Here is a 24,403-nt window from a genome sequence, read left to right on the forward strand (position 1 = left end):
TCGAACCGCCGAGCCACGGATTCGTCCGTGGCTCGGCCGTTGCGTTTGTGCGGCGAAATGCTTGCAATAGAAATTCTATTGGGTGTGATTGCAAACGGATGGTGTTAGTCTGCCTCAAGTGGCCGGCGTCGGCGTGGCGGCCTCCGAATGAAAGGTGTCTTGGCATGCGGCACCGGCTCGTGATGAGGGCTCGCATACCACTGCCCCTCCTCATAAGTGCGGCTGCCCTGGTTCTCGGGCTGAGCGGGTGCGCATGGGGAGGAAAAGAAGTGAACACGGAGACAAATCTCGCCAACCAGAGGAAGGCCGCGATTGCTTTCCTCGAGCAGCAGGGCGGTGTGGAGAAGATCAGCTTCACGCAGGAGGGCGGTAAGCCGGGCCTCGGTGCGTACTGGTGTGCCAACGTTGTCGTCACGATTGCCGGCAAGGAGTATCAGGAGATCATCGGTATCCATGTTCTGGGCGGCGATCCTTTGCCTGACATAGCGCCAACTTCGAGACCGATCCCCGTGACTGTGGTCTTCAGCGACGGTTCATCGGAGGTGATCGAATGACGAGCGCCCAGGACTACGCCGCTATCGCGAACGAGGCGTACGTTGTGGACGCGCTGAAGCTGGATCCGCCCAGAAAGAAGGGCGACTCGTTCTACACCAGCGGCAAGATGACCAACCAGAAGTTCCAGGTGTACGACACCGGGACCGACCCGGGCACCGGTTTCCAGGGCATGGCGGTGGTCCCTGTGGTCGACGGGGTTCCGGACTATTCGCAGGTCTTCGTCGCGTTCGCGGGCACGAACCCCGACGATCGCGCCGATGTCGTCGCGGACTTGGTCTCGGTGGTGGGGCGGCGGACGGGGGAGGGTACTCAGGTTCGGGAGGCGGTGAAGTTCGCTGAGCGGGTGGAGCAGCGGCTCGCGGCGGAGGGGCATGCGGGGGCGCGGATCGAGACGGTGGGGCACTCCCTCGGCGGGTTCCTCGCACTGTATGTCGCTGCGGAGAAGCATTGGCCGTCGACCAGCTTCAACGGTCCGGATCCGTGGGATGCGTTGTCTGCGCAGGCGAAGGAGTGGGTCCAGGCGGAGCGCAAGCGGGGTGGATCTGTGCTGACGAACTACGTGAACCAGTTCGACCTGGTCGGGAACGTCCTGGGGCACGGGACGGGCGCCGGCGTCTTCGTCGAGGACGACCTGTGGAAGGGCGTCATCGAGCATCACGATCTGGGCGCCGCGTTCGCGTTCGATCGGTTGGGTGCCATGCTGGGTGCGGGCGGCAGAAGCCGCACGGTGGCGGAGATCGCGGACCTGGTGGATATCGCCAGTCCCGGGCAGGGGCAGACGCTGCGGGTCCTGGACGGGATCGTCTCGACGGTCAACGGGGTCGGCGCGGTCACCACGGGGGCGGTGTTATCGGGTCTCGTCGTCGCAGTGGACACGGTGGCGGCGCTGGGGCTGGCGTCGAGCGTCGGGGGAGTCGTAACTCACCTGCAGACCATCAAAGACGTGAACAACGGGCTCGTTCCGGCGATGACGACGGCGTTGACCAACGCGAAGAGCCTGGCCGCGCAACTGTATCCGTGGGTGACGGAGGCGGACATCGAGGAGTGCGTGAGAGCCCACAGTCTCCAGGTGGAGCAGAACATCGACGTGGAGGCGGTCGCGGCGGTGAACGATCTCGTGGACGACCACATCGACACGGTGGGGCGGATCTCGCACGGGGTGATGAACACGGTCCAGAACGCGGTCGAACAGGATGCGCGGTGGGCGCAGGCCTATGCACTGGGTTCGATGGGTGGTTCGTGATGTCGTGGCTGGGTGACCTCATCGAGGAGGCGGTCACGGATGTATCGGGCACGGTGGATGCGACCATCCACGCGATCGATGGCGCCGTCCATCAGGCGGCGAAGAGCCTGTTGGATGCGACCCTTCCGCCGGTGGTCCACACCCAGTACGGGGTCGTGAAGACTGCCAACCGGGTGGTCATGGAAGGAGCTGTCATCGCGGTGAACGTCACCCTCGGCAGAGCGAACGTCGCAGCGGCGCTTTCCGGTGCCGTCGAGAAGAAGGTGACGGCGGGGCTCGAACACATCGCGTCGAAGAACGATTACACCCGCGCAGTGGACAGCATCACCCCATGACGCACCGCGAGTTCCGCACACGGGGTGAGTTGGAGGAGACCCACCGCGAGGAGGACGCGCTCGCGCGGCGCCGGGTCGAGCAGGCCGACGAGTACGTCTCGTACTACCGGTCGAGGATGCGGTCGATGGAGGAGGGCTTCTACGAACTCGCCCGGCAGGGCGCTGCCGACGACCCCCGGTTCAGGGCGGTCTTCGCGCAGCTCGCACACGACATGGACGAGAACATCCGCTCGGCCGCCGCCGTGGTCGCCCGCCTTGATGAGGACCACCGAGCGCTCCAGCCCCGCCACGCACGCGAACTCGAGAGACTCCACGAGCACCAGCGAGAGCGGGACCGGCCGGAGGGCTGATCGGGCCGGGCAGCGCCGCCGGTCAACCGAAGATGTGCGGCCAGAGGGCGACGGCGAGCGGGTAGCCGACGAAGGAGACGATGTCGATGATGACGTGCGCGACCACGAGCGGCATCACGCGGCCCCAGCGCGTGTAGCACCAGCCGAAGACGACACCCATGATCGCGTTGCCGACGAACGGCCCGAAGCCCTGGTACAGGTGGTAGCTTCCGCGGAGCAGTGCGGCGGCGACGATGATGTTCCACTTCCCCCACCGAAACTGTCCCCAGCCGAGCTGACGCAGCCGCGTGAACAGGTAGCCCACGACGATCACCTCCTCCTGGAGGCCGGCCCGCAGCGCCGCGAAGATCAGGATCGGTACCGTCCACCAGTGCGTGTCGAGCGGGGACGCCTGCACCTGCACCGTGAGACCGAGCACCCGGCCGAGCGCGTAGAACAGGATGCCGGGCACGCCGATCACCAGGAAGAGCACCAGGCCGCCGCCGAGGTCGCGGCCCGGGCGGCTGAGGTCCAAGCCGATCCGGCGGAAGCCGGTGCGCAGCGGCTGCCAGAGCAGGAAGATCACCAGCGCCACGGCGAACAGCGGGAACGCATTGCCGAGGAACTGATACAGGAAGTCGAAGACCTCCCGGCTGGATTGCGACGGGTTGACCTGCGCGGTCTGATTCGCCAGGGGGTGCTCTGCGTGGACCGGTCCACGATCGTGACGATGGAGTAGACGGCGGACTGGCCGAGCGACAGCCCGAGTACGATCGCGACCTCCCACCAGAGCCGTGGCCGCTCGCCGCGGGCGACAGGCGTCTCGCCGGTCCAGGTGGGTAGACCGGGCGTGGTTCGACCCGGCCGGACCGCTTCAGTGCTCATATGTGCATCCTGCCAGGCGCGGGAGGGCTCGGGGATGAGCACACGCCTCAACGAAATCCGAGCATCGACCGACGGAACCGCGCGGATTCTTGCGTATCACGCTCCAGGACCACCGAATCCGTGGCGTGGACGCAACAATCCACCGACTGAGTTACCACTGTGTAACGTTTTCCAGCCCCATTTTGCATTCACCCTCAACCGTACCTAGGGTCATTCTTATCCCGCGGGGTACGGTGCTCTCGCATGCCCGTGCTGCCGCACACTTCGCACAGGAGGAACATTGCACATCAAGGGAAGAAAGGTCAGGTACGCGGTCAGCGCCGTCGCCGTCGCCGGCGTTGCAGCGCTCGCGCTGTCTGCCTGCACCACGACCGGCAGCACGGGGACCTCGTCCGCGGCCAAGGGCGGCACCGTGACGGTCGCTGTCGTGAACGACTTCACCTCGTTCAACTCACAGACCCCGCAGGGCAACCTGGACACCAACGGCCAGGTCGGCTACCTGGACGGGTCGTACGGTACTGGCTTCCAGTACATCGACAACAACTACAAGATCGTCCACGACAACAAGTTCGGAAAGTTCGAGAAGCTCTCGGACAACCCGCTCACGGTCAAGTACACCCTGAACAAGAACGACAAGTGGTCCGACGGCCAGCCCGTCACCGCTGACGACATGATCCTCGCCTGGGCCATCGCCTCCGGTCACTACGACTCCGCGAAGTTCGACAACCAGGGCAACGTGACGAGCGGTACGCAGTACTTCTCGATCGCGGGCTCGACTGCGGGCATCGACTCGACCGACTACCCGACCGTGGGCGACAACAACACGTCGATCACGCTCAAGTACTCCACGCCGTACGTGGACTGGGAGCTCGTCAACCCGATCGCACAGCCGGCGCACATCGTGGCCAAGAAGGCGGGCCTGTCCTCGGCCGCCGACCTGACCAAGCTGCTGAAGACGCTGCCGAAGGGCAACCCGGACGCTCCGGTCGCCCCGAACGCGACGCTGGAGAAGGCGGCGAAGTTCGTCAACACCGGTTACGACGTGACCGCGTTCCCGACCGACCCCGACCTGCTGGTCTCCTCCGGCCCGTTCGTCGTGTCGTCGTGGACCCCGGGCCAGTCGCTCACCATGGCGCAGAACAAGTACTACGACGGCGGCCTCAAGCCGTCCGTGGACAAGATCGTGTTCCGCATCATCCCGGACGCGAACGCCCAGGTCACCGCTCTCCAGAACGGTGAGGTCGACATCATCAACCCGCAGGCCTCGGCCGACACGCTGACTGCTCTCAAGAAGACCAGCGCGAAGGTCCTGACCGGCGACCAGGCGTCGTACGACCACCTCGACCTGAACTTCGGTTCGCAGGTCTTCGCCGACCCGAAGGTCCGTGAGGCGTTCCTCAAGACGATCCCGCGTCAGCAGATCCTCGACTCGATCGTCACCCCGGTGAACCCGAAGGCGAAGGTCCTGAACTCGCAGATCTGGCTGCCGAACCAGCAGCCGATGTACGGCGACTCGGTCAAGCAGAACGGCTCCTCCGCGTACGACAAGGTGGACATCGCGGGCGCCAAGACGCTGCTCGCCGGTGCGACCCCGACCGTCCGCATCCTGTACAACACGAACAACCCGAACCGTGTCGACGAGTTCCAGGCCATCTCGGCGTCCGCCGCCAAGGCCGGCTTCAAGGTCGTCGACGCCGGCTCGCCGGACTGGAGCAAGCTCCTCCCGGGCGGTAACTACGACGCGTCGCTCTTCGGCTGGATCAGCCCGGGCGCCGGCACCTCGCAGATCCCGCAGCTGTTCACCACTACCGGTGGCGGCAACTACAACCGCTTCTCGGCGGCGAACGACGACGCTCTGGCCACCCAGACGACGCTCGACACCAGCAAGCTCACCTCGCTGGAGATGAAGATCGACAAGACCGCCTTCTCGCAGGGCTACGGTCTGCCGCTCTTCCAGCTCCCGGGTGTCTTCGGTGCCACGTCTCGCGTCGACGGCGTGAAGTACATGGGCAACCAGAACGGCCCGTTCTGGAACTTCTGGCAGTGGACTGTGAAGTCCTCCACCGCGAAGTAAACGCTCGACAGTAAGAGTGCCCGGGTGACCCCCGGGCACTCCGCTGCGACGGGGCGTCGGCTTCGAGTCGGCGCCCCGTTATCATGTAGTCGGCGGCCGTGATCCGGTCGTCCCCCCGAATCGCGCCAGGCGAGCTCCTCGCCGCCAACCCGCAATGGCGCGCCCTGTCAGTGAAGGTTTTGAACCTATGGCGAGTTTCATCCTGAGACGACTCCTGGTCTCAGTGCTCATCATCATCGCCGCTTCGTTCCTGATGTACATGCTGGTCGCGTACAGCGCCGACCCGCTCCAGGATCTGCGAAGCAGCAATTCCCCCAACAAGACGCAGCTCATCAACGCGCGTATCCAGCTCCTCCAGCTCGACGTGGTCCCGCCCCTGCGGTGGCTGCTCTGGCTGGGAGGCGCGGCCAAGTGCCTCATCCCGTTCGCGAACTCGTGCGACCTGGGCTCGACCATCTCGAACGCGAAGGTGGTGGACATCCTCCCGCAGGCGCTCGGCTCGACCGTTCAGCTGGTCACCGTCGCGCTCATCCTCGCGATCCTGCTCGGTGTCACGATCGGTATCGTCACCGCCCTCCGGCAGTACAGCGGACTCGACAACGTCGTCACGTTCCTCAGCTTCTTCCTGTACTCCCTCCCGGCGTTCCTCGTGGCCGTCCTCCTCAAGGAGTTCGTGGCCATCGGCTTCAACAACTTCCTGGGCAACCCGACGATCCCCTGGTGGGTCGCGGTGCTGATCGGATTGGTGGCCGGACTCATCTGGCAGTCGCTGATCGGCGGTGACATGCGCCGACGTGCGGTCACATTCGCCGTCTCCGGCGTCGCCACCGCGGGTGTGCTGCTGCTGATGAGCGTCACCAACTGGTTCCTGCACCCGGGCCTCGGCCCGGTCGTGATGATCATCCTGATCGCCGGGACCGTCATCGGCGCGACCGCGTTGACGGCCGGACTGCAGAGCCGCCGCGCGCTGATCGCCGCGAGCATCGCCGGCGCCGTGTCGCTGGTCTGCTACTTCGGGCTGCAGTGGCTGTTCAACATCTCGACGCCGGCCACGATCGTGATCCTGGCCATCGTCGCGATCGGCGTCAGCCTCCTCATCGGCTGGCTCGTCGGCGGTTACGACCGCGGCCAGAACATGCGTGTCGCCGTCATCGTCACGGTCGTCTCCGGTTTCCTGATCATCGTCGACCGCTTCATGCAGGCGTGGCCGGCATACTTCCAGGACACCAACGGGCGCCCGATCGCGACGGTCGGCTCGTCGACCCCCGGCCTCACCGGCGACATGTGGGTGACCGGCCTCGACACCTTCACGCACCTGGCCCTGCCCACGATCGCGCTGCTGCTGATCTCGTTCGCGTCCTACACCCGCTACTCGCGGGCCGGCATGCTCGAGGTACTCAACCAGGACTTCATCCGCACGGCGCGGGCCAAGGGCCTCCCAGAGCGGACCGTCGTGGTGCGGCACGCCTTCCGCAACATGCTCATACCGATCACGACGCTGGTGGCGTTCGACGTGGGCGCCCTGCTCGGTGGCGCCATCATCACGGAGAAGGTCTTCGCCATCCCCGGCATGGGTTCGCTGTTCTACGCCGGCCTGTTCCGCGGCGACCTGAACCCGGTCATGGCGTACTTCGTGATCATCGCGATCATGGCCATCCTGTTCAACTTCCTCGCGGACCTGGCCTACGCCGCGCTCGACCCGAGAGTGAGGGTCCGCTGATGTCGACCACTGAACCCATGATCGCCGACGAGCTGCAGGAGCCGAGCTCCCCGCCCGTCAGCCAGGGGAAGCTGATCTGGAAGCGCTTCCTGTCCAACAAGGTCGCCGTCGCCAGCGCGATCCTCTTCATCCTGATCGTGCTGTTCTCCATCTCCGCGATCGGCATCGGCCCGATCCACGGCTGGTGGAAGTACGACTACATCGCGCTGAACGACCAGGTCAACCAGGGCGCCCCGAGCGCCGAGCACCCGTTCGGCCAGGACCGCATCGGCAAGGACTACTTCGCGCTGACCATGCGCGGCATCCAGAACTCGGTGCTGGTGATGGTCGTCCTCGGCCTGATCGCCAGCGTGGTGGGCGTCGTCGTCGGCGCGATCGCGGGTTACTTCCGCGGAATCGTCGACGCGATCCTGATGCGCATCACAGACGTCTTCATCGTGATCCCCGCGCTAGTGATCGGGTCGGTCGTCGGCCACATGTTCGGCGGTCTTGGAGCGTTCTTCCTCGCGTTGATGCTCGGCTTCTTCTCCTGGATGGGCATCGCCCGTCTGGTGCGGGGCGAGTTCCTGTCGCTGCGTGAGCGCGAGTTCGTCGAGGCGGCCCGCGTGGCCGGCGCGTCGGACATGCGGATCATCTTCAAGCACATCCTGCCGAACGCCATCGGCGTCGTCATCGTCTCCTCGACGCTCATCATGGCCTCGGCCATCCTGCTCGAGACCGCGCTGTCGTTCCTCGGCTTCGGCATCCGGCCGCCGGACGTCTCGCTCGGCCTGCTGATCAGCTCGAACGAGTCGGCCTTCCAGACCCGTCCGTGGCTGTTCTGGTGGCCCGGCGCGTTCATCGTGACGCTTGCGCTGCTGGTCAACTTCGTCGGCGACGGTCTGCGCGACGCGTTCGACCCGCGCCACCGCCGGTTCAACCTCCGCAAGATGCGCGAGGAGGAGCCGGAGCCCGGCGAGGACGACTTCGGCGGACCCCGCACGGGCGTGGCCCTCGCGGAGGACGTGCTGTGACATCCGCCGGCGCTGCGCTGCTGGTGGCCTCCTCAGGCCGCCAGCAGGGCGGCGACCGTGCCGACCGCGAGAACGGTCAGCACGGCCAGCGCGACGAGGTGCCAGCGGACCGTCACGGGCGTCTCGTCCGCGAGGCCGCTGTCGATCGTCCCGTTCTGCTGAAGCTGGGTCCAGCGGCGCCGCACCACCTCGGCCGCGGCGCCGGACTCGGTGTTCAGCAGGTCGCCAGGACGGCGCACGCTGTCCGCGACGTTCGGCTTGCCGACGCGACCGGCGGTCTCCTGACGGGTGGCGCGCAGCGTGCGCGCCGTTCCGGGAGCGGGAGCGGACCACACCGGGAACCTGCGTCCCGGCGTGTAGAGGGTGAGCGCGTACTTGGTGTCCACGTGGATGAGCGCCTGCCACGGGATGTCCACGGTGCGCGTGACGTTGATCACCTCGATGCCCTCGTCGCCGATCGCCAGCCGCGGACGCCAGAGCAGCGCCCAGCCGATGAACGCGAACAGCGCGCACGGCACGACGTAGAGCAGGCGCATATCGTGCACGCTCACCAGAAGGCCGACGACGAGGGCGGCAGCGGCCGCCCAGATCAGAACGGCAAGGACCCGGTTGAACCGGGACACGAAAACCTCGCGCTCGGCGGGGGAGACGAAGGGCATGGGTCCATGCTCTCATCCCGCAGCGTCTCCACCTCGCCCGAGCGCGCCCCCGAAAGGAACCACGAATCATGACCGAGAACACCACCGGCGGGGCCGGGGTCGTCGTCGGCGCCCCCGTGCTCGAGGTCACCGACCTGTCCGTCGACTTCGGCGTGGACAACGTCTGGGTGCCCGCGGCCAAGAAGCTGAACTACCGGATCAAGGCGGGCGAGGTGCTGGCCATCGTCGGCGAGTCCGGCTCCGGCAAGAGTGCGAGCTCGATGGCGATCCTCGACCTCCTGCCCGAGAACTCCCGCGTCCGCGGCTCGATCAAGCTGGAGGGGCGCGAGCTCACCGGCCTGACCCCGCCGCAGATGCGCCGGGTGCGCGGACGCCAGGTCGCGGTGATCTTCCAGGAGCCGATGACGGCTCTGAACCCCGTCTACACGGTCGGTTCCCAGATCGTCGAGACGCTGCGCATCCACTTCGGCATGTCGCCGCACGAGGCCAAGGAGCGCGCGCTCGAACTGCTCGACATGGTCGAGCTGCCGGACCCGGTGAAGGCGTTCAACTCGTACCCGCACCAGCTCTCCGGCGGCCAGCGCCAGCGCGCGATGATCGCCCAGTCGATCTCCTGCGACCCGAAGCTGCTCATCGCCGACGAGCCGACCACGGCGCTCGACGTGACGGTGCAGGCCGAGATCCTGGAGCTCATCCGCAGCCTCCGCGACCGCCTCGACAGCGCCATCCTGCTCATCACGCACGACATGGGCGTCGTCGCCGACCTGGCCGACAACATCGTCGTGATGCGCAAGGGCGACATCGTCGAGGCCGGCACGGTCAAGGAGGTCTTCGACGCTCCGAAGCACCCGTACACGATCGCGCTCCTCGACGCCGTGCCGCACCTCGGCCAGCGCGAGGACGAGGAGATCGACACGACCGCCGCCCTCGCCGCCGGCACCGAGAACCCGGACGCCGAGTACGCCGAGCGCATCCGCGTCAACGAGCGCATCGCCGCCGCGGCCGCCCAGGAGGCGGAGATGGACAAGCGCAAGGTCGTCGTCGACTTCGAGAAGGTCGCCATCGAGTACCCGAAGCACGGCCGGGTCCCCGCGTTCCGCGCGGCGACCGACATCGACCTCAAGATCCACGAGGGCGAGGTCGTCGGACTGGTGGGCGAGTCGGGCTCGGGCAAGACGACGCTCGGCCGCGCCGCGATCGGCCTGCTGCCGATCCACTCGGGCAAGCTCGTGGTGGCCGACCAGGACATCAGCAAGGCGAACCGCGACGAGATCCGCAAGCTGCACCGCAACGTGGGCATCGTTTTCCAGGACCCGTCGTCGTCGCTGAACCCTCGCCTGCAGATCGCCGACTCTATCGGCGAGCCCCTGCGCCTGGCGAAGGGCCTGAAGGGCGCCGGCCTGGCGAAGGAGGTCGACCGCCTCCTGGACAGCGTCGAGCTGCCGCGGGCCTACCGCAGCCGCTTCCCGCACGAGCTGTCGGGCGGCCAGAAGCAGCGTGTCGGCATCGCCCGGGCGCTGTCGCTGAAGCCGACGGTCCTGATCGCCGACGAGCCGACGAGTGCGCTCGACGTGTCGGTGCAGGCGCGCGTGCTGGAGCTGATGCAGCAGCTTCAGAGGGAGATGAACTTCGCGTGCCTGTTCATCACCCACGACCTGGCCGTCATCGATGTCCTCGCCGACCGCATCGCCGTGATGCACCACGGCGCACTGGTGGAGGTCGGCACCCGCGACGAGATCCTCCGCTACCCGAAGGAGGCCTACACCCAGCGCCTCCTGGCCGCGGTGCCGCTGCCCGACCCCGAGCAGCAGCGCGCCCGCCGCGCCCTGCGCCTGGAACTCCTGGCGGCAGGCTCTGACGAGGTCGTCCCGGTCAACGAAGGTCTGCCGCAGCAGCCCGAGCCGCCGGTGGCGCAGGGGCTGTAAGCCGATCATGAGAAGTGGGCCGCGTCAGCTGACGCGGCCCACTTTTCATTTGCGATCGCTTACAGCCTCAGTGATACCTCGCACAGCGCGGGGGCCGCTGTCGACCGCAACCGGCTTGACTCGACGACTCCGGCGCCGCATCCCACCGTCTGCCTCTCGCTGACAGAGGTCCTTTCGGACCGCTCGGGGGATGCGGCACCGGGGGCGCCGGTGAACCCCACCGACAGGGCCGCGAGCGTCATTGCACTGAACGCCGCGGACCTGCGGAAGGGAAGTGTGTTTCGCACCAGGCAACGGTATCGCGTCAGATTGTGAATTTCAATCTAACAAGAAAAACTTGCAACGCCAGGCGATGAACCCTAAGGTCTGGAGTCGACCCCCGGCTCCAGGAGGAATACGTGTCCATCAGACTTCTCGGCCGCTCCGCCGCGGCACTCGCCGCGGCCGGCGCGCTCGTGCTCACCGCCTGCAGCGGCCCCGACACCGCGTCGACCGCGGACACCACCGCCATCGTCATCGCCAACGGCAGCGAGCCGCAGAACCCGCTCATCCCGACCAACACGAACGAGGCCGGTGGCGGCAAGATCATCGACGCGGTGTTCTCCGGCCTGCTCGCTTACCAGGCCGACGGCACGCCGGTCAACGACGTCGCGCGGTCGATCGAGACGAGCGACTCGCAGCACTTCGTCGTCACCATCAACGGCGACCGCACTTTCAGCAACGGCGAGAAGGTCACCTCCCGCTCGTTCGTGGACGCGTGGAACCATGGGGCCAGGAAGAGCAACGCGCAGCTCCTGAACTCGTTCTTCGAAGACATCGAGGGGTTCTCCAGCGAGACGGACAGCGAGCTGACCGGCCTCACGATCGTCAGCGACACGGAATTCACCGTCGACCTGACGTCTCCGGTGTCCGACTTCCCGCTCCGCCTAGGCTTCTCGGCCTTCTACCCGCTGCCGAGCGTCGCCTTCGAGGACCTGAAGGCCTTCGGCGCCCACCCCGTCGGGAACGGCCCGTACAAGCTCGCGAGCGCGAGGGCCTGGAAGCACGACGAGAGCATCGACCTGGTCGCGAACCCCGCGTACACCGGCCCGCGGAAGGCGAAGAACGGCGGACTCCGCTTCGTGTTCTACGCGTCGCTGGACTCCGCGTACGCCGACCTGAGGTCGGGGACGCTCGACGTGCTCGACGCGATCCCCGACGCCGCGATCACGACCTTCGAAAAAGATCTCGACGGCCGGGCGGTCAACCAGCCCGCCGCGGTCTTCCAGAACGTCGCCATCCCCGAGCGGCTCGCGCACTTCGCGGGCGAGGAGGGGAGGCTGCGCCGGCAGGCCCTCTCGCTGGCGATCGACCGGCCGCAGATCACGAAGGTGATCTTCGACGGCACGCGGACCCCGGCCAAGGACTTCACGTCCCCGGCGCTCCCCGGCTGGTCCGACCGGCTCGACGGCTCCGGCGTGCTCGGCCACGACGCGAAGAGGGCCAAGCAGCTCTGGGCGGCCGCGGACGCGCTCTCACCGTGGACCGGCACATTCACCATCGCCTACAACGCCGACGGCGGCCACCAGAGCTGGGTCGACGCCGTCGCGAACAACATCAAGAACACCCTCGGGATCGACGCGAAGGGGAGGCCTCGCCGACGTTCGCACAGCTCCGCACTGCGATCACCGATCACACGATCGACTCCGCGTTTCGCGCCGGCTGGCAGGGCGACTACCCGGGATTGCTCACGTTCCTCCGGCCGGTGTACGGGACGGGTGCGCTGTCCAACGACTCCGGCTATGCGAACCCGGAGTTCGACGCGCTGCTGGCGAAGGGTCTCGCCGAGGCGGACGTGGAGGCGGCGAACGCCGACTTCCGGGCGGCGCAGGAGCTCCTGTTGCGCGACCTCCCCGCCATCCCGCTCTGGTACCAGAACGTCACTGGGGGCTTCAGCGCGTCCGTCGATCACGTCACGTTTGCCTGGAACCTGGTCCCGCTGTACGAGCAGATCACCAAGCGCGCGGCGTCCTAGCGGCGATGATCCGCTTCCTCGGCTTCCGGCTGCTGCAGGCCGTCCCCGTCCTGCTGGGCACCACGCTGCTGATCTACTTCATGGTGTTCGCCCTGCCCGGGGACCCGATCGTCGCCCTGTTCGGCGACCGGACGCCGAGCCCGGCCGTGCTCGCGGAGTTGCGCAGCCGATACCTCCTCGACCAACCGTTCATCGTCCAGTACCTCCACTACCTCGGCGGCATCCTGCGCGGCGACTTCGGCACGTCGTTCTCCGGCGAGCCGGTGAGCGAGATCCTCGCCCGCACGTTCCCGGTCACACTGAGGCTCGCACTGCTGGCCCTCGCGATCCAGACGGTGCTCGGCATCGCGGTCGGACTCGTGAGCGGGCTCGGGAAGGGCCGGTTCTTCGACGCGAGCGCGCTCGTCGTGAGTCTGCTGCTCATCTCGGTGCCCATTTTCGTGATCGCCTTCGTGCTTCAATACGTCTTCGGGATCTGGCCCGGCTGGGTGCGCCCGACGGCGGGGCCCGGGGCGCCGCTCCAGGACCTCATCCTCCCGGCTGTCGCGATGGCGGCGTTCAGCTTCGCCCAGATCGTCCGCCTCACCCGTTCGTCGGTCATCGACACGGACGGGATGGACTTCGTGCGCGTCGCGGCGGCCAAGGGTCTGAGGCGCAGCCGGATCGTGCCCGTCCATGTGCTGCGCAACTCGCTGATCCCCGTCGTAACCTTTCTCGCCACCGACTTCGGAGTGATGCTCGTCGGCGCGACGGTGACGGAAGGGATCTTCAACGTTCCCGGCGTCGGCCGCACGCTCTACCAGGCGATCATCCGGGGTGAGGGCCCGACGGTGGTCTCGTTCGTGACGGTGATGGTCCTGCTCTATCTCGTGGTCAACGTGATCGTCGACCTGCTGTACGCCGTTCTCGACCCGAGGATTCGCTATGCGTCGTGAACCCGCCGCGGGCCGCCGCGCCACCCTTTGGTCGGACGCGTGGGACGACCTGCGGCGCCGGCCGATGTTCTGGTGCTCGGTCGTCCTCATCATGCTGGTCACGGCCGTCGCCCTGTTTCCCGGACTCTTCGCGCAGGCCGCTCCGAACAACGACTGCCTGCTCGCCGACAGCAACGGCGGCCCGGCCCCCGGTCACCCCCTCGGGTTCACCAAGCAGGGCTGCGATATCTATTCGCGCATCGTCCACGGCACGGGCACGTCGCTGTCGGTCGGCGTGATCGCCACCGCGTTGATGGCCGTCCTCGGAATCGTTTTCGGCGCGCTGGCGGGCTTCTACGGGGGTGGATCGACGCGGTGCTGTCCCGGGTCGGCGACATCTTCTTCTCGATCCCCTACATCCTGGCGGCGGTCGTGATCATGTCCGTCTTAGCGAAGTTCGCGAACGTCTGGGTCATCTCGCTCGCGATCGGGGTGTTCGCGTGGCCCGCGACGGCGCGGGTGCTGCGAGCGGAGGTGCTCCGGGTCAGGACGGCCGACCACGTGCTGGCTGCGAAAGCCCTCGGACTGTCGCGGTTCCACATCCTGCTGCGCCACGTGCTCCCCAACTCGCTCGCGCCCGTCATCGTCGTGACGACGCTGTCGCTCGCGGGCGCGATCGTCGCGGAGGCGACGCTCTCGTTCCTCGGCGTCGGGCTGCCGAGCGACGTGATGTCGTGGGGCAACGACATCAGCCAGGCCCAGAACGACATCCGGACGGCGCCGCAGACGCTCGTCTACCCGTCCCTGGCGCTCTCGGTCACGGTGCTGAGCTTCATCATGCTCGGCGAGGTTGTCAGAGACGCGCTCGACCCGAAGGCGAGGGCGCGTCGATGAACGCAGCAGCAGACCGCGTGAGCGAGGAGCCGCTCCTCGTGGTGTCGGACCTCCGGGTCGGTTTCGCCACACGCGGCGGCGTCGCGACCGCGGTCGAAGGCGTCGACCTCACCGTCCACCGCGGGGAGACGGTCGCGATCGTCGGCGAGTCCGGCTCGGGCAAGTCCACCACCGCGCAGGCGATCATCGGGCTGCTTCCCGGCGCCGGCCGCATCCTCGGCGGTTCGATCGTGCTCGACGGCGTGGACCTCACCGCGCTCGGCCGAAGGGAGCTGGAGGACGTCCGCGGCCGCGCGATCGGCTTCGTCCCTCAGGACCCGATGTCGAGCCTGAACCCGGTCTGGAGCGTGGGCTTCCAGGTGGAGGAGGCGATTCGCGCGAACGGCGCCGCCTCCGGCCGCCGTGCCGTGCGCGCTCAGGCGATCGAGGTGCTGGAGCGGGCCGGGCTCGCCGACGCGGGCACCCGGCTCCGCCAGTTCCCGCACCAGTTCTCCGGCGGGATGCGCCAGCGCGCGCTGATCGGGATCGGCCTCTCCGGGGACCCGACCCTCCTGATCGCGGACGAGCCGACCTCCGCCCTCGACGCCACGGTGCAGCGCGGCATCCTCGACCACCTCGGTGCGCTCACCCGCGAGCTCGGCACCACGGTGCTCCTGATCACGCACGACCTCGGGCTCGCGGCCGAGCGCGCCGACCGCGTCGTGGTGATGCACCGGGGCCGGGTCGTGGAGTCCGGCCCGAGCCGCGAGATCCTTCGGCATCCCGCGCACCCGTACACACGCCGGCTCGTGGAGGCAGCCCCGAGCGCCGCCGCGGGGCCGCTGCGCACGACCGAGCGGCGAATGGCGGCGGCGGCCGAGGCGACCCCGGCGATCGCGGTCAACGGGCTCACGAAGGTCTACCGGGTGCACGGCGGCGGTCTCCGGTCGTCGGCCCTCACCGCCGTGGACGGCGTGAGCTTCGCGGTGCCGAAAGGCACGACGACCGCCCTCGTCGGCGAGTCTGGCTCGGGCAAGTCCACGGTCGCGAAGCTGATCCTTCGGCTGGAGGAGCCGAGCGGAGGCCGCATCGCGGTCGACGGCCAGGACACCGGCGTCCTGAACGGCCGGCAGGTCTTCGCCCTCCGCCGCCGGATGCAGCCGGTGTTCCAGGACCCGTACGGCTCGCTCGACCCGCTCCGCAGCGTCGGCGCCAGCATCGCCGAACCGCTCGCCGTGCACCGCGTCGGCGATCGCGCCTTCCGCCGCCGGCGCGTCGCCGAGCTGCTCGACCGGGTGGCGCTTCCGGCGTCCTTCGCCGCCCGCTACCCGAACGAGCTCTCCGGCGGCCAGCGGCAGCGCGTCGCCATCGCCCGGGCCCTGGCGTTGAACCCCGACATCGTCGTGCTCGACGAGGCGGTGTCGGCGCTCGACGTGCTGGTCCAGGCGCAGGTGCTCGACCTTCTCGCGGAACTCCAGGACGACCTGGAGCTGACCTACCTGTTCATCACGCACGACCTCGGCGTGGTGCGCCGGATGGCGGACGACGTCTGCGTGATGCGGAGGGGCCGGCTGGTGGAGCACGGGTCGACGGCGGAGGTGTTCGCCTCCCCGCGCCAGGAGTACACGCGCGCCCTTCTCGACGCCGTCCCCGGTGCGACGATCCCGCTCGGCTGAGCGCCGTTCACGAGGGCACCCCGGCGCTGGGATAGAATAGACCGTTCCCCTTTTACTTCCTGACGAGAGTCGAGCCTTCACGCATGTCCGAGAACGCCGTCGCCCACCGCGACGATCTGCGCAATGTCGCGATCGTCGCCCACGTCGACCACGGCAAGACCACGCTGGTCGACGCCATGCTGCGGCAGACCAACTCGTTCGGCGACCACGAGCACGTCGAAGAGCGTGCCATGGACTCCAACGAGCTGGAGCGTGAGAAGGGCATCACGATCCTCGCCAAGAACACGGCGATCTCCTACAAGGGCAAGCACGCCCCGAACGGCCCGATCACGATCAACGTCATCGACACCCCGGGTCACGCCGACTTCGGCGGCGAGGTCGAGCGCGGCCTGTCGATGGTCGACGGCGTCGTCCTCCTCGTGGACGCGTCCGAGGGCCCGCTGCCGCAGACCCGCTTCGTGCTGCGCAAGGCGCTGGAGGCCAAGCTCCCGGTCATCCTGCTCGTCAACAAGACCGACCGTCCCGACGCCCGCATCGAGGAGGTCGTGCACGAGAGCCAGGACCTCCTGCTCGGCCTCGCGAGCGATCTGGCCGACGACGTGCCCGACCTCGACCTCGACGCCATCCTCGACGTGCCGGTGGTCTACGCCTCGGGGCGCAACGGCGCCGCGAGCCTGAACCGTCCCGAGAACGGCCAGCTGCCCGACAACGCGGACCTCGAGCCGCTCTTCGAGGCCATTCTCGAGCACATCCCCGCGCCGACCTACGACCCCGAGGCGCCGTTGCAGGCGCACGTCACCAACCTCGACGCCTCGCCGTTCCTCGGCCGCCTCGCGCTGCTGCGCATCTTCAACGGCACGCTCAGGAAGGGCCAGACGGTCGCCTGGGTGCGTCACGACGGCGACGTGCACAACGTGCGTGTCACCGAGCTGATGATCACCAAGGCGCTGGACCGCTACCCGGCCGAGAGCGCGGGCCCCGGCGACATCGTCGCCGTCGCCGGCTTCGCGGACATCATGATCGGCGACACCCTCGCCGACCCCGACGACATCCGCCCGCTTCCGCTGATCCACGTCGACGACCCCGCGATCTCGATGACGATCGGCACCAACACCTCCCCGCTGGTCGGCAAGGTCAAGGGTCACAAGCTCACCGCCCGCATGGTCAAGGACCGCCTCGACCGGGAGCTCATCGGCAACGTCTCGCTGCGCGTGCTCGACATCGGCCGCCCCGACGCATGGGAGGTCCAGGGTCGTGGTGAGCTCGCGCTCGCCATCCTGGTCGAGCAGATGCGGCGCGAAGGCTACGAGCTGACCGTCGGCAAGCCGCAGGTGGTCACCAAGAAGGTCGACGGCAAGACGTACGAGCCGTACGAGCACCTCACGATCGATGTTCCAGAGGAGTACCTCGGCGCGATCACGCAGCTCCTCGCCGCCCGCAAGGGCCGCATGGAGAACATGGCGAACCACGGCACCGGCTGGGTGCGCATGGAGTTCATCGTCCCGTCGCGCGGTCTCATCGGCTTCCGCACCGAGTTCCTGACGATCAGCCGCGGCACGGGCATCGCGAACGCGATCTCGCACGGCTACGACGAGTGGGCCGGCCAGATCGTGACCCGGAGCAACGGCTCCATCGTGGCCGACCGCTCCGGCGTCGTGACCCCGTTCGCCATCATCGCCCTCCAGGAGCGGATGACCTTCTTCGTGAACCCCACCGAGGAGGTCTACGAGGGCATGGTCATCGGTGAGAACTCGCGTTCGGACGACATGGACGTGAACATCACCAAGGAGAAGAAGCTGACCAACATGCGTCAGTCGACGGCCGACAACTTCGAGTCGATGACGCCTTCGCGCCAGCTGACGCTGGAGGAGTGCCTGGAGTTCGCCCGCGAGGACGAGTGCGTCGAGGTCACCCCGGAGGCCGTGCGAATCCGCAAGGTCGAGCTCGACGCCACCGCTCGCGGTCGCGCCGCCTCGCGCCTCAAGCGTCAGGACGCCTGAACGCGTCCTGCCGCTCCCGCGGCGCGCATAATCGACTCATGAGACGCTCCCGCCTGCTCGCGGTCCCGGTCGCGGCCCTCCTCTTGCTGGGGGTCGCGCCGGCGCTCGCGGGCTGCAGCTTCCAGACCGTCGTCAAGGACGTCACGGGCGGCAACGTGGACCTCGGCGGCAACAAGGTCCCGTCCGACTTCCCGACGTCGGTTCCGCTCTACAAGGGCGCGGTCGTGTTCGGCGCGAGCGTCGGCAGCGGCCACGGCAAGGTCTGGAACGTGACCGTCAAGGTGAAGGACGCGCAGGCCTACCAGGACATCGCGAAACAGCTCATGGATGCCGGCTTCGACGGCCAGTTCGGCGCGCAGGGACCGGACGGCGGAGGGACCGGGACGTTCGCGAACGCCGACTACGGCGTCCTCGTCGTCGTCAGCGACGCGGGCAACAACGGCTGGGTCGCGAACTACTCGGTATCGCGCGCCGCGGTGGCGACCCCGTCGCCGACCACGACGCCCTAGCCGCCGCGCACATTCGTGACGAATGTCGCGAAAAGCGCGGCGTTTGCCGCGATTCGTGACGAATGTGGAAGTAGCTGAAGCCGGCGATTCGTGACGAATGTCGCGAAAAGCGCGGCGAATCCAAGGATTCGTGACGAATGTGCGGGGTGGTTACGCGAAGAGGCCCGCGCCCACGAACGAGCCCTCGCGGGCGCCGGGCGGCACCGCGAACACGGCGGAGCCGACGTGCTTGAGGTACTCGTTCATCAGGTCGTTCTTCGCGAGCCGGTTCTGGATGGGGATGAACTGCTTCCGCGGATCGCGCTGGAAAGCGATGAAGAACAGCCCCGCGTTCAGCCGGCCGAGCTCGTCGTTGCCGTCCACGAAGTTGTAGCCGCGGCGGAGAAGCTGCGCGCCGTCGTTCATCGTGGGGTGCGCGAGGCGGACGTGCGAGTCCGGGTCGATCTTCGTGCCCCCGGCCGATGACAGCGCGAGGAAGTTCGGCTCGCTGAACTCCGTTCCACCGGAGAGCGGCGCACCCTCGCCCTTGTCCCGCCCGACGATGCGCTCCTGCTCGCCGAGCTGCTGGCGGTCCCAGGTCTCGATGACCATCCGGATCTTCCGCGCCACGAGGTAGGAGCCGCCGTGCATCCAGGCCGCGCCGTCGCCGCGGTCGGCCCAGACCTGATCGTTCACGACCGAGGAGTCCTCCGCCTTGATGTTCGCGGTGCCGTCCTTGAAGCCGAACAGATTGCGGGCGGTGGTCTGGCTGCGCGAGGTGGAGGATGTGCGCCCGAAACCGAGCTGCGACCAGCGGATGGCGGCGCGGCCGAAGGCGATGCGGGAGAGGTTGCGGATGGCGTGCACGGCCACCTGCGGGTCCTCGCTGCACGCCTGGACGCACAGGTCGCCGCCGGTGAGGCCGTCGAGCAGCGCGTCGCCGGGGAAGTGCGGGAGGTCGACCAGCGCGGCCGGCCGCCGGGCGGCGATCCCGAACCGGTCGGTTCCGTCGGCGGCCGTGAACAGCGTCGGGCCGAAGCCGAACGTGAGGGTGAGGCCGCCGGGCGGGAGGTCGAGCGCCTCGCCGGTGTCGTCCGGGGGAGCGTCCGACGGGCCGGAGGCGGGGCCGTGCTTCCCGGCGGGCTTGCCCTGCGTCATCCGGGCGGCGGCGACGGTCCAGTCCTGCAGCAGCTCGATCAGGCCGTCCCGGCCGAGGCCGGCTGCGACGTCGAAGGAAGCGAAGTGGAGACGGTCCTGGGTGGGCGTGACGATGCCGGACTGGTTCGCGCCGTAGAACGGGTAGGTCGTGCTCTCGGGGGAGGAGGCGACCGCGTGGCCCACGGCCGCTCCCGCTCCGAACCCGACCACGCCGGCCCCGACCGCGGCGCCGGCCAGGCCGAGCATCCCGCGCCGGGACAGGCCGGACCGTGTGGCACCCTCGACGGGCGCCGGACGGTCGGCGGAGGTCGTGCCCTCGGCCACTGCTACTTGACCAGGATCGACGTGAGCAAGCTGAGCGGCTCGCTCAGCGCGTTGACGGAGTCCTGGAGCTCCTTCACCTGCGGGGTGGTGAGCTGCGTGTAACTCACGAACCCGTCGCCGTCCTTGTGCTGCGCGAGAAGCGTGTCGATCGTGGCGAACTCCCCGTCGAGCTTCTTCGCCGTGGCCTTCCCGGTCGCGCCCTTCTCAAGCAGCACAGCGCGGACATTGCCGTAGGCGACCTCCGCGCCCTCCACGTTGGCCTGGAAGTCCCACAGGTCGGTGTGCGAGAAGGTCTCCTCCTCGCCCGTGATCTTGGTGCGCGAGACCTCCTCCATCAGGCTGGCCGCGCCGTTGGAGATCTGGTCGAGTGTGAGGGTGAAGTCCTTCGCGGAGACGAGGTCGTGCAGCCGCTGGGTGTCGGCGACGAGCCGGGCGCCGAGGGCCGTGCGGCCGGCGGCGTCGGAGGCGGTGAAGCCGGCGGGCGCCCAGAGGTCCTTCTCGATGCGGTGCCAGCCTGTCCACTCCTGGCCCTGCTCGAGGTCGGCCTCGCGGAGGTCGAGGGCCGGATCGATGTCGCCGAACTGCTCGGCGGTCGGCTCGATCCGCTCGTAGAACGACCGCGCGACGGGGTATTGGGTGCGGGCGGCGGTGTCGTCGCCGGCCTCGTAGGCTGCCGCGAATGCCTTCGTGGCGGTGAGCAGCCGCCCGGACTGGTCCTTGACGTAGCTGAGGTAGTTGGTCACGGCCTGCGCGACCTGCGCGCTCTCGCTGGCGGACTTCGTGTCTGCGGAGCCCTTCGTCACGGTGAACTTCGCGAGCGAGGTCGGGGTGCCGACCATGCCCTTCCTGCACGCGGTGAAATAGCTGCCCTCGGTGAGCTGGACGACGTAGTTGACCGTGGTGCCCGGGCCGATGTTCTCCTTCTCGCCGGCGATCCGGAGTTTGTCCTGCGCGAGCACCTCGAACTCGTTGACGTCGGAGCCCGTGTTGGTGACCTGGAAGGTGATCGGGCCGGCGGGAGCGGCGGCGGTCTTCACCGTGCACGCGGCGTCCGTCAGCGTGACCTGGATGGCCTCCGCCTCGGCGACGGCACTGTTGGGGACGCAGCCGGTGAGGGCGAGCGCGACGGCGGCGGCGCCGGCCAGGGTGCCGGCGATCGGGCCGAGGTGACGGGGTCGGGGCATGGCGATGCTGTGCTTTCTGCTCTGGTGGATGCTGTGGGCGCCCCGCGAGGCGGCGGGGCCGTGGTTCAGGAGTGGACGGGCGTTCGCGGCGCCGGGGCCGACGGCGCCGCGGACGCGGACGCCGGCCGGGCGTGCGACGCACGGTGCTGGCGCACGTAGAAGAAGGTCACCACGACCATGTAGCCGGCCCAGGCGATGACCTGCAGCCAGGTCGGCGACGGGTTGAAGTTGAGGATGCCCGCGAGCGCGGTGCCGTACCAGCTCGACGATGGGATGAGCCCGCTGATGTCGTAGGCGTGGACGCCCGCGCCGGGGATGACGCCCGCCTCCTGGAGGTCGCCGATGCCGTAGGCGAGCACGCCGCCGGCGACGAGGATGAGGAACGCGCCGGTCCAGGTGAAGAACGAGCCGAGGTTGATCTTCACCATGCCACGGTAGAGGAGGAAGCCCAGCACCGCGGCGGTGATCAGGCCGAGGACAGCGCCGATGACCGGCTCCCAGCCGCCACCGATGCTGGCGACGGTGGCCCACACGAAGAGCGCCGTCTCGATGCCCTCGCGGCCCACGCTCAGCATGGCGAGGATCACGACGCCCCAGCCCGCGCCGACGAGGACGGAGTCGAGCCGGTTCTGGAGGGTGGACTTCATGCTGCGGGCGGTCTTGGCCATCCAGAAGATCATCCAGGTGACGAAACCCACGGCGATGAGCGAGAGCGTGCCGCCGACGATCTCCTGCGCCTCGAAGCTGAGACCGTAGGGGCCCCAGGTGAGGAGCGCCCCGATCCCGAGCGGCACGATGAGCGCGACGCCGACCCCGATCCACAGCTTCGAGAGGACGTCCTTCCGTCCGACCTTGACCACGTACGCGACGAGGATGGTGACGATGAGCGCCATTTCGAGGCCTTCGCGGAGGCCGATCAGATAGTTCGCGAGCACAGAGGACCTTCGAGTGGAGGTGGGAAATGTTGGTAAGGCTAACCTTACCTGTTCGACTCTAGAACACGTCCCGCCGATGTGTCCAGCTAGGATTCGAGCATGCTGAGCCGGATCGTCAACGCCATCCTCCTGGTCGTCGCGGGAGCGGTGCTCGGCGGGATCGGCACGGTCGCGCAGCAGCTCACGGTCGATTGGGGCGTCACCGTCCCGCTCGGGCTGATCGGCTCGCTGCTCAGCTACACCGCCCTGCTGGTCGGTCTCCGACTGCTCGGCGACGCCCGCTGGCCCGCGCTGTGCGCGGCGCTCGGGGCGATCGCCGTCATCCTGCTTTTCACCCAGCAGAGCCCCGGCGGCTCGGTGCTCATCCCGAACAACTTGTGGGGGCAGATCTGGCTCGTCGGGCCGATTCTCATCGCCGCGCTCGTCGTCTCCTGGCCGGACGTGAAGCGCGCGGCGCGTCGGGCCGGAACGGCCTAAGCTAGAGGGACAGCCTCCCGCCGTCCGAAGGGAACCGGAACCACAGTGACCTACGTCATCGCCCTCCCGTGCGTCGATGTGAAAGACCGCGCCTGCATCGACGAGTGTCCCGTCGACTGCATCTACGAGGGCGAGCGCTCGCTGTACATCCATCCCGACGAATGCGTCGACTGCGGCGCGTGCGAGCCGGTCTGTCCTGTCGAGGCGATCTACTACGAGGACGACCTCCCCGAGGAGTGGGCCGACTACTACAAGGCCAACGTGGAGTTCTTCGACGACATCGGCTCGCCCGGCGGCGCCGCCAAGGTCGGCGTGATCGCGAAGGACCACCCGCTCATCACCGCGCTGCCACCGCAGGCGCACTGACGTGGCGCGCTGACGTGGCGCTCGGAGAGCTGCCCGACTACCCCTGGGACCTCATGGCGCCGTACGCGGCGCGCGCCCGAGCGGCTGTGCCGTTCGGCGACGCCTCCGGGATGGTGGACCTCTCGATCGGCTCGCCCGTCGACCCGACCCCCGCGCTGATCCGCCAGGCCCTCGCCGAGGCGACCGACGCGCACGCCTACCCGCAGACCGTCGGAACGCCGGCGCTGCGCGAGGCGATCGCCGCGTGGTTCGAGCGTCGCCGCGGTGTGCCCGGCCTCGCGCCCGAGGACGTCCTCCCGACCATCGGCTCCAAGGAGCTCGTCGCCTTCCTGCCGTTCTTCCTCGGCCTCGGCGAGGGGATGCCGTCGTGCACCCTCGTGCCGCGTACCCGACCTACGCGATCGGCGCGGCCTTCGCGGGGGCGGAGGCCGTGGCGAGCGACGACCCCGCGGACTGGCCCGCGAACACCCGGCTGGTCTGGCTGAACAGCCCGGGCAACCCCGACGGCCGCGTGCTGTCGGCGGAGGAGCTGCGGGCGGCCGTGGCCCGCGCCCGCGAGCTGGGCGCGGTCGTCGCGGGTGACGAGTGCTACGCCGAGCTCGGCTGGGACGCCCCGTGGGACGCCGCACCGACGCCCAGCGTGCTGGACCCGCGCGTGGTCGGCGACGATCGCAGCGGCGTGCTCGCCGTCTACTCGCTGAGCAAGCAGTCCAACCTAGCGGGCTACCGCGCTGCGTTCATCGCGGGCGACCGCGCGCTGATCGCGCGCCTCACCACGGTGCGCAAGCACGCCGGGCTCATGCTCCCGTCGCCGCTGCAGGCCGCGATGGTCGTCGCGCTCGGCGACGACGCGCACGTGACCGAGCAGCGCGAGCGCTACCGGGCGCGGCGAGCGCTGCTGAAGCCGGCGCTGGAGGCCGCGGGCTTCCGCGTCGACCGCAGCGAGGCCGGGCTCTACCTCTGGGCGACCGAAGGACGCGACGCCTGGGAGAGCATCGGCCGGCTGGCAGACCTCGGCATCCTGGCCGGGCCCGGGGTCTTCTACGGCGACCACTATCCCGAGCACGTCCGGCTGTCGCTGACGGCCACCGACGAGCGGATCGCGGCGGCGGCCTCCCGGTTGCGCGCCTTTGGAGACACCCTCTAAAGGACCCTGGCGGCCTTTGCCCGATGCGACAGTTGCCGCGCGGGTTGGCTAGGCTGTACCAGCACGGCTTCACTGCGTGGCCGCCACGATCGGCACGCGAAGCATCCCA

Annotated in this window: 22 protein-coding genes and 2 pseudogenes; 19 read left to right on the top strand and 5 right to left on the bottom strand. The window is 68.4% G+C overall.

What is annotated here, in order from left to right; translation table 11 throughout:
* The first annotated feature begins 269 nt into the window (after positions 1-269).
* The 4 genes from ACR5MH_RS01390 to ACR5MH_RS01405 are packed head-to-tail and all read left to right on the top strand — an operon-like array spanning position 270 to position 2,483.
* Entirely contained in the window at positions 270-554 is a 285-nt protein-coding gene (locus ACR5MH_RS01390) for a hypothetical protein (protein WP_431349305.1), read from the top strand.
* Positions 551-1,798 carry a hypothetical protein gene (locus tag ACR5MH_RS01395; protein WP_431349306.1) on the top strand — a complete coding sequence of 416 codons (1,248 nt, stop codon included), beginning with the start codon at positions 551-553 and terminating at the stop codon, positions 1,796-1,798. The genes ACR5MH_RS01390 and ACR5MH_RS01395 overlap by 4 nt, the downstream gene beginning before the upstream one ends.
* A complete protein-coding gene (locus ACR5MH_RS01400) occupies positions 1,795-2,133 on the top strand; it encodes a hypothetical protein (RefSeq protein ID WP_431349307.1) in 339 nt (112 codons plus the stop codon). Before ACR5MH_RS01395 ends, ACR5MH_RS01400 begins: the two co-directional genes overlap by 4 nt.
* The gene (locus ACR5MH_RS01405) at positions 2,130-2,483 is read left to right on the top strand and encodes a hypothetical protein (protein WP_431349308.1); all 354 of its coding nucleotides are present in this window, start codon (positions 2,130-2,132) and stop codon (positions 2,481-2,483) included. Before ACR5MH_RS01400 ends, ACR5MH_RS01405 begins: the two co-directional genes overlap by 4 nt.
* Positions 2,484-2,505: 22 nt before the next feature.
* On the opposite strand, the gene ACR5MH_RS01410 is transcribed toward ACR5MH_RS01405, so the two are convergent.
* The gene (locus ACR5MH_RS01410) at positions 2,506-3,057 is read right to left on the bottom strand and encodes a CPBP family intramembrane glutamic endopeptidase (RefSeq protein ID WP_433862199.1); all 552 of its coding nucleotides are present in this window, start codon (positions 3,055-3,057) and stop codon (positions 2,506-2,508) included.
* Positions 3,058-3,627: 570 nt separating this feature from the next.
* Here ACR5MH_RS01410 and ACR5MH_RS01415 point away from each other — a divergent pair.
* The 3 genes from ACR5MH_RS01415 to ACR5MH_RS01425 all read left to right on the top strand — a co-directional run bounded on the left by ACR5MH_RS01415 (position 3,628) and on the right by ACR5MH_RS01425 (position 8,154).
* Positions 3,628-5,421: an ABC transporter family substrate-binding protein gene (locus ACR5MH_RS01415; protein ID WP_431349309.1), complete on the top strand. Its 1,794-nt coding sequence runs from the start codon at positions 3,628-3,630 to the stop codon at positions 5,419-5,421.
* Between the two features lie 187 nt (positions 5,422-5,608).
* Positions 5,609-7,141, top strand: coding sequence for an ABC transporter permease subunit (locus ACR5MH_RS01420; RefSeq protein ID WP_431349310.1), 1,533 nt, complete (start codon positions 5,609-5,611; stop codon positions 7,139-7,141).
* Positions 7,141-8,154: an ABC transporter permease gene (locus tag ACR5MH_RS01425; RefSeq protein WP_431349311.1), complete on the top strand. Its 1,014-nt coding sequence runs from the start codon at positions 7,141-7,143 to the stop codon at positions 8,152-8,154. The genes ACR5MH_RS01420 and ACR5MH_RS01425 overlap by 1 nt, the downstream gene beginning before the upstream one ends.
* 32 nt (positions 8,155-8,186) lie before the next feature.
* Here ACR5MH_RS01425 and ACR5MH_RS01430 read toward each other — a convergent pair whose 3' ends face one another.
* A complete protein-coding gene (locus tag ACR5MH_RS01430; RefSeq protein ID WP_431349312.1) occupies positions 8,187-8,813 on the bottom strand; it encodes a PH domain-containing protein in 627 nt (208 codons plus the stop codon).
* Between the two features lie 68 nt (positions 8,814-8,881).
* Here ACR5MH_RS01430 and ACR5MH_RS01435 point away from each other — a divergent pair, with 68 nt between their 5' ends.
* The 9 genes and pseudogenes from ACR5MH_RS01435 (at position 8,882) to ACR5MH_RS01475 (ending at position 18,724) form a co-directional block, all read left to right on the top strand.
* On the top strand, positions 8,882-10,738 hold the full coding sequence (locus ACR5MH_RS01435) for a dipeptide ABC transporter ATP-binding protein (RefSeq protein ID WP_431349313.1): 1,857 nt from the start codon (positions 8,882-8,884) through the stop codon (positions 10,736-10,738).
* 596 nt (positions 10,739-11,334) lie between these two features.
* Positions 11,335-12,315 (top strand): annotated as a pseudogene (locus ACR5MH_RS01440) (peptide ABC transporter substrate-binding protein); the annotation flags it as partial.
* A 146-nt stretch (positions 12,316-12,461) separates the two neighbouring features.
* The gene (locus ACR5MH_RS01445) at positions 12,462-12,752 is read left to right on the top strand and encodes a hypothetical protein (RefSeq protein WP_431349315.1); all 291 of its coding nucleotides are present in this window, start codon (positions 12,462-12,464) and stop codon (positions 12,750-12,752) included.
* A gap of 5 nt (positions 12,753-12,757) precedes the next feature.
* Positions 12,758-13,687: an ABC transporter permease gene (locus ACR5MH_RS01450; protein WP_431349316.1), complete on the top strand. Its 930-nt coding sequence runs from the start codon at positions 12,758-12,760 to the stop codon at positions 13,685-13,687.
* Positions 13,677-14,102 (top strand): ABC transporter permease, encoded by a 426-nt coding sequence (locus tag ACR5MH_RS01455; RefSeq protein ID WP_433862200.1) that lies wholly within the window; start codon positions 13,677-13,679, stop codon positions 14,100-14,102. The genes ACR5MH_RS01450 and ACR5MH_RS01455 overlap by 11 nt, the downstream gene beginning before the upstream one ends.
* Complete coding sequence (locus ACR5MH_RS01460) at positions 14,042-14,560, top strand: ABC transporter permease (protein WP_431349318.1); 519 nt, start codon at positions 14,042-14,044, stop codon at positions 14,558-14,560. The genes ACR5MH_RS01455 and ACR5MH_RS01460 overlap by 61 nt, the downstream gene beginning before the upstream one ends.
* A complete protein-coding gene (locus ACR5MH_RS01465) occupies positions 14,557-16,215 on the top strand; it encodes a dipeptide ABC transporter ATP-binding protein (protein WP_431349319.1) in 1,659 nt (552 codons plus the stop codon). Before ACR5MH_RS01460 ends, ACR5MH_RS01465 begins: the two co-directional genes overlap by 4 nt.
* An 83-nt stretch (positions 16,216-16,298) precedes the next feature.
* Complete coding sequence (typA, locus tag ACR5MH_RS01470) at positions 16,299-18,215, top strand: translational GTPase TypA (protein ID WP_433862201.1); 1,917 nt, start codon at positions 16,299-16,301, stop codon at positions 18,213-18,215.
* A 38-nt stretch (positions 18,216-18,253) separates the two neighbouring features.
* A complete protein-coding gene (locus ACR5MH_RS01475; RefSeq protein ID WP_431349321.1) occupies positions 18,254-18,724 on the top strand; it encodes a hypothetical protein in 471 nt (156 codons plus the stop codon).
* Between the two features lie 150 nt (positions 18,725-18,874).
* On the opposite strand, the gene efeB is transcribed toward ACR5MH_RS01475, so the two are convergent.
* From efeB to efeU, 3 genes are all read right to left on the bottom strand, one after another.
* Positions 18,875-20,185, bottom strand: coding sequence for an iron uptake transporter deferrochelatase/peroxidase subunit (efeB, locus tag ACR5MH_RS01480; protein ID WP_433862202.1), 1,311 nt, complete (start codon positions 20,183-20,185; stop codon positions 18,875-18,877).
* A gap of 2 nt (positions 20,186-20,187) precedes the next feature.
* Positions 20,188-21,369, bottom strand: a complete 1,182-nt coding sequence (gene efeO, locus ACR5MH_RS01485; protein WP_431349322.1) for an iron uptake system protein EfeO — start codon at positions 21,367-21,369, stop codon at positions 20,188-20,190.
* Positions 21,370-21,434: 65 nt separating this feature from the next.
* Positions 21,435-22,304, bottom strand: coding sequence for an iron uptake transporter permease EfeU (efeU, locus tag ACR5MH_RS01490; protein WP_431349323.1), 870 nt, complete (start codon positions 22,302-22,304; stop codon positions 21,435-21,437).
* A 99-nt stretch (positions 22,305-22,403) separates the two neighbouring features.
* Between efeU and ACR5MH_RS01495 the strand changes: the two genes are divergently transcribed.
* From ACR5MH_RS01495 to dapC, 3 genes and pseudogenes are all read left to right on the top strand, one after another.
* Positions 22,404-22,781 (top strand): hypothetical protein, encoded by a 378-nt coding sequence (locus ACR5MH_RS01495; protein ID WP_431349324.1) that lies wholly within the window; start codon positions 22,404-22,406, stop codon positions 22,779-22,781.
* 45 nt (positions 22,782-22,826) lie between these two features.
* Positions 22,827-23,147: a ferredoxin gene (gene fdxA / locus ACR5MH_RS01500; protein WP_369962836.1), complete on the top strand. Its 321-nt coding sequence runs from the start codon at positions 22,827-22,829 to the stop codon at positions 23,145-23,147.
* Positions 23,148-23,200: 53 nt separating this feature from the next.
* Positions 23,201-24,294 (top strand): annotated as a pseudogene (gene dapC / locus ACR5MH_RS01505) (succinyldiaminopimelate transaminase).
* Positions 24,295-24,403 lie beyond the last annotated feature (109 nt).

The organism is Streptomyces sp. L7, from assembly GCF_050990935.1.
Classification (GTDB): domain Bacteria; phylum Actinomycetota; class Actinomycetes; order Actinomycetales; family Microbacteriaceae; genus Leifsonia.

Coding starts and splice junctions, on each gene's coding strand:
- ACR5MH_RS01475 (WP_431349321.1), top strand. CDS start 18,254: ATGAGACGCTCCCGCCTGCTCGCGGTCCCGGTCGCGGCCCTCCTCTTG.
- efeO (WP_431349322.1), bottom strand. CDS start 21,369: ATGCCCCGACCCCGTCACCTCGGCCCGATCGCCGGCACCCTGGCCGGC.
- ACR5MH_RS01495 (WP_431349324.1), top strand. CDS start 22,404: ATGCTGAGCCGGATCGTCAACGCCATCCTCCTGGTCGTCGCGGGAGCG.
- ACR5MH_RS01465 (WP_431349319.1), top strand. CDS start 14,557: ATGAACGCAGCAGCAGACCGCGTGAGCGAGGAGCCGCTCCTCGTGGTG.
- ACR5MH_RS01420 (WP_431349310.1), top strand. CDS start 5,609: ATGGCGAGTTTCATCCTGAGACGACTCCTGGTCTCAGTGCTCATCATC.
- ACR5MH_RS01450 (WP_431349316.1), top strand. CDS start 12,758: ATGATCCGCTTCCTCGGCTTCCGGCTGCTGCAGGCCGTCCCCGTCCTG.
- ACR5MH_RS01395 (WP_431349306.1), top strand. CDS start 551: ATGACGAGCGCCCAGGACTACGCCGCTATCGCGAACGAGGCGTACGTT.
- ACR5MH_RS01405 (WP_431349308.1), top strand. CDS start 2,130: ATGACGCACCGCGAGTTCCGCACACGGGGTGAGTTGGAGGAGACCCAC.
- ACR5MH_RS01430 (WP_431349312.1), bottom strand. CDS start 8,813: ATGCCCTTCGTCTCCCCCGCCGAGCGCGAGGTTTTCGTGTCCCGGTTC.
- typA (WP_433862201.1), top strand. CDS start 16,299: ATGTCCGAGAACGCCGTCGCCCACCGCGACGATCTGCGCAATGTCGCG.
- ACR5MH_RS01425 (WP_431349311.1), top strand. CDS start 7,141: ATGTCGACCACTGAACCCATGATCGCCGACGAGCTGCAGGAGCCGAGC.
- ACR5MH_RS01455 (WP_433862200.1), top strand. CDS start 13,677: ATGCGTCGTGAACCCGCCGCGGGCCGCCGCGCCACCCTTTGGTCGGAC.
- ACR5MH_RS01435 (WP_431349313.1), top strand. CDS start 8,882: ATGACCGAGAACACCACCGGCGGGGCCGGGGTCGTCGTCGGCGCCCCC.